Origin of the sequence: Furfurilactobacillus siliginis (assembly GCF_001437435.1) — a bacterium.
Lineage (GTDB): Bacteria > Bacillota > Bacilli > Lactobacillales > Lactobacillaceae > Furfurilactobacillus > Furfurilactobacillus siliginis.
In genome coordinates, this window is record NZ_JQCB01000006.1 from 71,378 (window position 1) to 80,296 (window position 8,919).

The 8,919-nt window shown below is 44.0% G+C and carries 8 protein-coding genes; 3 read left to right on the forward strand and 5 right to left on the reverse strand.

The annotated features are described in order from the left end of the window. Positions 1-148 precede the first annotated feature (148 nt). From relB to IV55_RS05670, 4 genes are all read right to left on the reverse strand, one after another. Entirely contained in the window at positions 149-370 is a 222-nt protein-coding gene (gene relB, locus IV55_RS05655; RefSeq protein WP_057810215.1) for a type II toxin-antitoxin system RelB family antitoxin, read from the reverse strand. 50 nt (positions 371-420) lie between these two features. Continuing rightward, the gene (locus tag IV55_RS05660; protein WP_057810217.1) at positions 421-642 is read right to left on the reverse strand and encodes a hypothetical protein; all 222 of its coding nucleotides are present in this window, start codon (positions 640-642) and stop codon (positions 421-423) included. A 367-nt stretch (positions 643-1,009) separates the two neighbouring features. Further along, positions 1,010-2,593 carry a BCCT family transporter gene (locus tag IV55_RS05665; RefSeq protein ID WP_263862177.1) on the reverse strand — a complete coding sequence of 528 codons (1,584 nt, stop codon included), beginning with the start codon at positions 2,591-2,593 and terminating at the stop codon, positions 1,010-1,012. A gap of 135 nt (positions 2,594-2,728) precedes the next feature. Next, the gene (locus IV55_RS05670) at positions 2,729-3,289 is read right to left on the reverse strand and encodes a sugar O-acetyltransferase (protein WP_057810330.1); all 561 of its coding nucleotides are present in this window, start codon (positions 3,287-3,289) and stop codon (positions 2,729-2,731) included. Positions 3,290-3,498: 209 nt separating this feature from the next. On the opposite strand from IV55_RS05670, the gene IV55_RS05675 reads away from it, so the two are divergent. Next, positions 3,499-4,059: a M15 family metallopeptidase gene (locus IV55_RS05675; protein WP_057810219.1), complete on the forward strand. Its 561-nt coding sequence runs from the start codon at positions 3,499-3,501 to the stop codon at positions 4,057-4,059. A 73-nt stretch (positions 4,060-4,132) separates the two neighbouring features. Beyond that, on the forward strand, positions 4,133-5,902 hold the full coding sequence (locus IV55_RS05680; RefSeq protein WP_057810221.1) for an ABC transporter ATP-binding protein: 1,770 nt from the start codon (positions 4,133-4,135) through the stop codon (positions 5,900-5,902). A 64-nt stretch (positions 5,903-5,966) separates the two neighbouring features. Here IV55_RS05680 and IV55_RS05685 read toward each other — a convergent pair whose 3' ends face one another. Next, positions 5,967-6,767 (reverse strand): DUF1003 domain-containing protein, encoded by an 801-nt coding sequence (locus IV55_RS05685; protein ID WP_083483948.1) that lies wholly within the window; start codon positions 6,765-6,767, stop codon positions 5,967-5,969. 499 nt (positions 6,768-7,266) lie between these two features. Here IV55_RS05685 and IV55_RS05695 point away from each other — a divergent pair, with 499 nt between their 5' ends. Then, positions 7,267-8,727 (forward strand): amino acid permease, encoded by a 1,461-nt coding sequence (locus IV55_RS05695; RefSeq protein WP_057810225.1) that lies wholly within the window; start codon positions 7,267-7,269, stop codon positions 8,725-8,727. Positions 8,728-8,919 lie beyond the last annotated feature (192 nt).

The following is an 8,919-nucleotide window of genomic DNA, read 5'->3' on the forward strand; positions in this document are numbered from 1 at the left end:
ATTGGTCTTCAATCCGGTAGGTTGTTCGTCCTCTGCACAGCGACTTGACTTTTGGCCCACGTTTTAGCTATTTAAGTTTAGAAAACAACAATGAGTATGTGAACGTAATTCGTTATGTTCACATACTCATTGTTATTTTTTGAACCTTCTATAAATTCAATTGTCGCTTCACTTCAGCAGTCGAATAAGTCACGGGATCCCGCTTGAATTCCTGTTCTGCCTTTTTAAAGGCAAGTAAATCAGACGCTTCTTCCACAGTTTCCAGCGCACTTTGGCGAATAAATTCGCTAATCGTCAACCCTTTTCTTTGCGCGGCATTCTGTAAAAGAATGTGTTCGGCATCAGTTACGGACACTTTAATTATTTCCATTGTCTTTATCATCCCATGCTGAGAGCTTGCTACAAGTGACTGAACTACCCTTAATGTTTATACAAATAAGTATAAGTGCCATCGTCATTTTGTTTAAACGTGAACTCATGATCCTGTGTATCTCTTGCACGCCAACGCGTCACGCCGTAATGAATTGTTTCTGATTCCCTTAGTCGCGAAACAACGCCACCAGCTAACTCACGGTCGTCATCAAATGACCCGCGCAAAATGTCCTTTAGTTGTGGTAAAAATTCCTCTAGATTCGTAATCAAAACAATCCACTTCCCTTTTCTGAATTATGCAACCAAGCTTAGCAAATTCCATTAAGATTGTAAACGGTTTCACAGAAACATCTTTTAACCAGTCACTTATCTAACAGAAATCAGCAACTTATCTATTACATACGTAAAGAACCTGGAAATATTTCTTTACCAAAAAAGGAGAGTGGACCAAAAGTCGGGAAGTCGCGAGCAAGACCTAGAACTGCCGTACGGGTTGGTCTTCAACCCGGTAGGTAGTTCGTAGTCTGCACAGCGACTTGACTTTTGGTCCACGTTTTAGCTATTTAAACTCGTAAGTCAAAAATAGCGTCTGGGACAAATTACTTATGTCCCGGACACTATTTATTAAACACATTTTCTACAAATCCTTAGACAGCAGTTCACGCATTGCATGACGCCGAGCATTGGCTGGTGCCACCAAAGAAGCACGTTTGACGCTTGCATCGGTAGTCACGGATTGGTAAATCGATTGTAGCAAGAGCAACGCCACAAAGATCAATGGGAACCCGGCAATCGTACAAATTGCTTGCACGGTCTCAAAACCACCGACTAACACAATCCCCAATGAGAACAGGATAAAGATGACGACCCACGCCATTCGGTTCCAGCGACTTGGTTGTTGTTGACCCTTCAACTCAAGACTGGTGAATGATGACACGATGAATGCAGATGATGAAATCGTGGTTGCCAAGAAGACAAAACAAGATAGACAGAACATCACAAGCATTAACATCTTTAATGGCAGTGTTTGAATCAATGCCGCTAAGACCGCAGCTTGACCATGATTATTCAAAATTTGTACTAAGTTAACGACCCCTGTCTGCTGCAACCACAATGCGTAACCACCTAAGACAGCATAGAAACTCAGGCATCCACCGACACCATACGTCAGCATACCGACAATGACCTGGCGAATCGTTTTCCCACGTGAAATACGGGCGATAAACAAGCCCATGACAGGCATGTATGATAGCCACCAGCCCCAGTAAAACATCGTCTGGTGTTGTGCAAAGCCATTAGTCCCTGCGCTTGCTTTATTAAATGACAAGGCCGTAAAGTGTTGCACTAATAGAAACAACGTTTGACCTTCACCCTTTAATAAATGCATGGTGGGACCGACAAGTAAAACGATTAATAAGAAACCAATCGCTAAGTAAATATGCCATGCAGAAAGTTTCTTAATTCCTTTATTCAAACCTGCATAGACGGTCATCGCAAATAACACGAACAGAACACCGAACAAACCAAGCTTTAAACCCATCGTGTCAGGAATGCCTGTGATGGTGCTTAAGACTTGCGCAATGACGGGAATTTCCATCCCAATCGATGAACCAATCCCACCCATGATGCCAAATACAACTAGAAAGTCGATGATCTGGCTCAAGGTGTGACGTACCTTGCCATCCCCTTGCAGCATCGGAATGGCGGCACTCAACCGTTGCACATGTAGGCCGCGGACGTGCATCGCATAAGCAATCGCAATCGTCGCAGTGGCGAAAATCATCCAGGCCATGGGACCCCAGTTAAATTCACCACAGACGTTGGCATAAATGTAAGCAGCACTCGAAAACGGCTTTGCACCAAAAGCTGGGTGTTGCAGATATTGCAATGGGTCAGTGGCACTCAGCATCAAAATGCTAGCGTCAATTCCTGTTGCAAATACCATACTGCCCCATTGAAAGCCGTTATAATCAGCCTTCTGATTTGCTTTACCAAGTTTGATCTTGCCGTACTTGGAAAAGGCTAAAGCCATAAAGAAGATGAAGTTGATGATGTACACCAACACATACAGCCACTCTGACTTTGTCGTAAGAAATGACAAGACCGCGTTCATCGTTTGCTGAACGGCTGAGCCACCAATTATCAACACCAAGGACACCAGTCCAAATAAAATCATGGTTGGTAAAAAGACGGCTCGATCGACATTCTGACGCTTTAAAATAATAATCCTCCTATGGATCCCTAGTTTTTCTGCACACAAAAACGCTGTGCACACCGAAGTGAACCACCTGCACAGCGTTTAGCATCTTATACAAATGAGCTGCTGACGAAATTGTCAGTCTCCGTAAAACAATGTTTATTCTTCTGTTGGTACTGTTTTGATTACGCGCGCTGGATTCCCGGCAATGACTACGTTGTCGCCAAATGATTTGGTGACCACTGAACCGGCACCCACAACGACATTATCGCCCAGCGTCACGCCAGGTAAGATTGTCACATGACCACCTAGCCAGGCACTGTCACCAATCGTGATTGGCTTGCCCATTTCAACATCCGCATTCCGTTGCCGCGGATCTAATGGGTGCACCGGCGTGTATAGTCCAACGTCGGGGCCAAAATAACAATGACTGCCAATGGTAATCGGACACGTATCTAAAAACGTGTTGTCATAGTTTGCGTAAAAATGATCACCAATATGTATATTCCAGCCGTAGTCAAACTTGATGTCACTTTCAACAAAAAAGTGCGGGCCGCTGTCCGCAAGTAACTGTTTAACTGCTGAATTTCGTAATTCATTATCTGGTTCCTGATTAATGCCCTGCAATTGCTTACGAATATAAGTCCGTCGTTCAATCAATTCCGAATCAAATTGTTGGTAAGCTTCACCGGCTGACATCAGGTCCCGCTGTGTTTTCATAACTTTCATAACATTTACGCTACCACCGTTTTCATTTTCATGCAAAAAGTTGCATAAATTAAACAGCCTTGTATCCGCAAAGGAACAAGGCTGAGGATAAATTTAATTAATTTTGAAAGTGCATACTTTTTTCCATTTAAGTTGCGCTAATAGGCAAAATACAGATTCTCTGCGATAATAAATGAAAACGATTTCAGGAGGCTTTACTCATGACTTCAGAACCGCTTTTCACAAACATTCAGGACATCGACGATCGCATCATCGTTGATCTTAAATACGCCACCACCGATAATTTTACCCATCAAGTTATTTATGACTTCACAACAGCCATCGCGCGGACGCCAACCGCCAAGAAACTCGGCATTGCGGCCCAATTGCTAGCTGATCAAGGCTATCGACTCAAGGTCTGGGACGCCTATCGTCCGGTTAGTGCGCAGAAGAAGCTTTTCGATGTCTTCCCTGACCCTAACTGGGTGTTGCCACCCAATCCAAACAAGAGCCATCAAAAAGGTGTGACCTTTGACCTCACCATCACTGATATGGCTGGTAACGAGTTACCAATGCAAAGTCCCTTTGATGCCTTCGGTGACAGTGCGCGTCGGAATTTTCACCGCGAACCTGCCATTGAGCATAACTATCAATTATTGAACAACGCCATGACTGCCGCAGGCTTTATCGGTTACAGCGAAGAATGGTGGGATTATCGTGATTCAAACATGGATGAAATGGGACCTGCCAGCGCTGATCCAAACGACTTTGTTCATAAGTAACTTTAGTTGGTTCCACAGGTGAATCCGTGTACGCTATGGGATAGCCAATTTCATTTGAACAGGAGCTATCATCATGAAAAATGCATCAACACCAGTCACAACAAGCCAGATGTTTCGCTTTGTGTTTGGGCAAGTTTTAAATAAGAAATGGTTGTTAGCATTAAACGTATTCGCGCTGGCAATCATTTCTTTACTCGAATTCGTCATTCCACAATATGAACAGTTCATCATCGACCATGTCATCCCCCGTCATGACATTGGTTTACTCACTGAGGTCGTAGCTGGCTTACTCGGAACCGCCGTTATTCTCGGGATCTTGAGTTTTGTCTCCACTTACTACATGGGCGTGCTCAGTCAAGGCGCCATCACCAACCTACGTACAGACTTATATCGCTACATTCTGCGCCTCGACACACACTTTTTCGAATCAAGCAAAACTGGTGATTTGATGGTGCGATTGACGAGCGACATTGGTAATTTACAAAGCCTGATTTCCGCTAACATGTTGTCGATGGTCGGCAGTGTGGTCACGTTTATCTTTGTGTGGATCTACATCTTTATCATCAACTGGCAAATGGCTGTAGCTGTCACGCTGACCTTTCCGTTGATGTTTTTAATTTATCGCGTCTTTCGAAATCGACTCCACAGTGCCTTTCGCGCAGCTCGCGCCTCACAAGCACAAATGTCCAATCAGATGCAAAATACGCTGACTCAGATTGATTTGATCAAAAGTTACACCAATGAAGGTTTAGAAGAAGACCGGTTCAGCAAATATGCTAATACCAACAAGCAAGACATGATCAATGCCACCAAAAATCAAGCATTGTTCTCACCACTAATTGATTTGGTCAACTACCTCGGTGTCGCCATCATTTTGGCATTAGGCGCTTACTTCGTCATTCAAGGGCAGTTAACCGTGGGGCAGCTGGTTGCCTACCTAACTTATGTCGCCATGCTGCAAGGTCCAATCCGTGCCTTCACACAAATTTTGAACCAGCTGCAGCAATCCTTAGTCTCTTACGGTCGGGTCATGGATATCATGGCATTGACACCAGATATCACATCCAAGCCAAATGCAGTTACTTTTCCAACAATCAAAGACGGCGTTGACTTGCAACATGTATCTTTTACCTACCAAGATGACGATGGCCATCCAAGCGCTAAAGTGCCGGCTGTCCATGACGTCAGCTTTACGATTCCCTTTGGCAAAACAACCGCTTTAGTCGGACACTCTGGTTCTGGAAAGACGACGATTACTAAATTAATTGATCGTTTATATGATTTAGACAGTGGCAACATCACATTCGACGGGCAAGCAATTACTGATCTACAAATTGCCGACCTGCGTAAAAACATCGCCATCGTTTCGCAAGATGTTTACCTGCTAGATGGTTCCATCGAAGAAAACATTCGCTACGGACGTGAAGACGCATCTACTGAAGACATTTGGCAAGCGGCTACTATGGCCGACATTGCTGACTTTATTCATGGCTTACCCGACGGTTTAAAAACCCAGATTGGTGAGCGTGGCGTTAAACTTTCAGGTGGACAAAAGCAGCGCCTGTCAATTGCTCGTGCCTTGTTGAAGAACGCGCAAATCGTCATTTTAGACGAAGCGACGGCCAGTTTAGACAATGAATCTGAAAAGGCCATCCAACACGCGTTAGAGAACTTGATGCAATCACGTACATCACTAGTCATTGCACATCGGTTATCTACCATTCACAATGCGGATCAAATCGTCGTCATGGATGATGGTCGACTTGTTGAACGTGGCACCCATGAGTCATTGCTAAAGCAAAACGGCGCTTACGCTAAGCTGTATAACGCGCAGTTTAATTAAATTAACCCAAAACAAAAAGCCACCCTCATTGCGGGTGGCTTTTTGATAACGTCCTGAATGGCGCTCATTTAGATTCCGGTTTTGCTGGTTGTTGTTTCGACGTCTGTACATCATCGACAACATCTACGTGTCCATCAAAATAGGTTTGTAAACGGCGCAATTCATTCACTTGGGACTCAATTGAACCTAACATTTCCATCTGTATCTTTTGTAACTGCAACATGTTTGGTTGATCCTGCTGAATCACATGGTCCATTTTTGAATGTAACACCCGAATTTCTTCTTCGGACTTCAAATTCACATGGTAATCATTGACTGATTCCATGCGATCATATTCAGCTGATCGATTTTGACTCATCATGATGAGTGGTGCCTGAATCGCGGCGACCATGCTCAAAAACAGATTCAGCAAAATAAATGGATATGGATCAAAATGGGCACCAAAAATGTGCAATGTGTTTATCACGATCCACAAGATCATGACGGTGATAAACGAAATAATAAACGGCCAGCTACCCCCGAAGTGAGCAACAGCATCCGCAACACGTTGACCGACTGTCAGTGAGTGTTCCAATTGCTCCCGAACATCGACAGGCTGATACTTGTCCTTTTCCAGAACCCGTGTCAACTTTTGATTAAGCTTGTGATTTTGTCGATAATCCTTTGCAATCATCTGATCCATCTTCATTAACCGATAATGCACCAAATGCTCACTACAAATAAAGTCTTCGTTTGTCGCCTTCGGATAGTCCTGACGAATCAACGCCGTTAACGGACCATCTAAATCCTCTAGGAAAACACCATCCACGAGATCATACGCTTTATGATCAACGAGACAGTGAACTGTGCCGGTAAAATTCTGCATAAGCAAAAACCTCAACTCAATGCCAAATTAGCCGCGCAGTTCGTTCACAGTGTGGGTTGAATTTACAGCTGTGTACAAACACGCGGGACCATCATCGCTCGTCGAACATATATGATAATCATCTGCTGCCATAAAACCCACCTGCCTTTCCTAGTTGTCCTGATTGTTTCAACACTCTCATTATACCGAGTTTCCGGCGTGTTCTTCAAGTAGTTTGGATTAATAAAGGATATTTTTCTGCATCCCTTAACTTTTTTTGCCAACCCATTTCTAAGAACCGGAAACAGCAACTTATTCAGGTACCTTCCCATTTGTTGTTCATTGATGTTTTTTGAAGTAATCCGACTATCAGGTACTAAATAAAACAGCATATTTTACAATTAAATTCTCTAAACCCATTCTTTCTCATGTCGCTTTTAGCCACTTCCTGAAGCTTTTAGAAAGCGCTTACTATACTGATGATTGTATAAGGTCATAAAAACTATAGGAAGTGAACGATATGAAACAAGATGTTAAAAACAAGGTCGGTTTAGGCGGTCTGACCGGTTTGATTATTGGTGGTACTATCGGCTCTGGTATCTTCGCCCTTCCAGCAACATTGACTGCTGGCGCAAACCCCGCCGGAATTTTAATTGGCTGGGCGATTGTTGCTGTTGGTATGTTTTCATTGGCGGGTGTCTATCGAAACCTCACGTTGCAACAACCCGACATCGACGATGGAATTTACGGCTGGTCTAAACATCTCTTTGGTGATCTCGGCGGTTTCATTGCCAATTATGGGCACGGGATTGGTGACGCTGTCGGCGACGCTTCCTATCTAACGGTCGTCTTTTCAGCCTTCGGTGGTTTTGGTATCTTTTCTTTCTTTGGCAATGGAACGACCTGGCCGTCAATCATTGCGGCGTCTGTTCTGTTGTGGATCATCACTGGTCTTGTCCTACGTGGAATTCACGCGTCAACTGCAATGAACAACATCACCACAATCGCCAAAGTAATTCCCATTACATTATTTATTATCCTCGCCATTGTTAATTTCTCGCCACACATTTTCATGAGTCACTTTGCATCAACCCAGGTCTTCAATGTCGCTAGTCACAGTTGGATACACACCTCTATCTTCAATCAATCAAAAACAGTTCTGTTGTCTGCAATGTGGACCTTGATTGGGATTGAGTCTGGCACAATTTTCGCGACACGGGCAAAGAAGCTAAAAGATGTTGCCAAAGCGACGAACATCGGTGCTATCTTCGTCATTATCTTGTTGCTAGGCACTTCCGTTTTATCGCTTGGTTTACTCGTTCCCAGCAAAATTTCTGCGTTACATGATCCCTCACTAGCCGGTTTAATGTCACACATGGTTGGTAATTGGGGCGGCTGGTTAATCAATATCTGTTTAATTATTTCAGTCCTAGGCGCGCTCGTTGCCTGGATCACATTATGTTCTGAAGAATTGCGAGTTGCCTCGCGTGGTGGCTCAGCAACGAAATGGTTAAGCAAACTCAACCAAAATGAGGCGCCACAAAATGCACTCTTAGTTACCTCAAGTTTGACGCAATTTCTTTTGATTGTTGCCGGTTTATACTCAGCCGGTTATGTTGTTTTATTGAAATTTTCAACATCGTTAGCCATCGTTCCCTATTTCTTTGCGAGTTTATATGCGATTAAAAGTGTTGTGAACGGAACTGGCTTCAGCGACAAACCTGTTCATAGCCGAATCAGTTCTGCTATCTTCGCAATTCTAGCAACTGCTTTCACCTTGTTCATGATTTTTGGTGCAGGTCTTCAGTATCTGCTACTTGGTGCAATCATTTGGATGACTGGTTTTTGGTTCTACTATCAAGGTAAAAAAGAAAAGGGTCAGCACCTATCTAAAACTGACTGGATTTGCTGGGCAGCAATTGCACTAATGGCTGTTTCAGGTCTCGTCGGTCTGTTGACGGGCGCGTTGCAGCTTCAGTAATGAGTTGAGTGAGTGTCTCCGATAAAACAGGATAACAGTGAGCTCACTGCGTTCGCAGGCGTAAAACTAGCGTGCCTTACCGTTACGGGCTTTGCGAATTCTTCGCAGCCCTTCACTCCCGGCAAGCTAGTTTTACGCCGTCACTGTTACCCTGTTTTGTCGAAGAGTGTCGCTCGCAAAGCGCGCGGCACA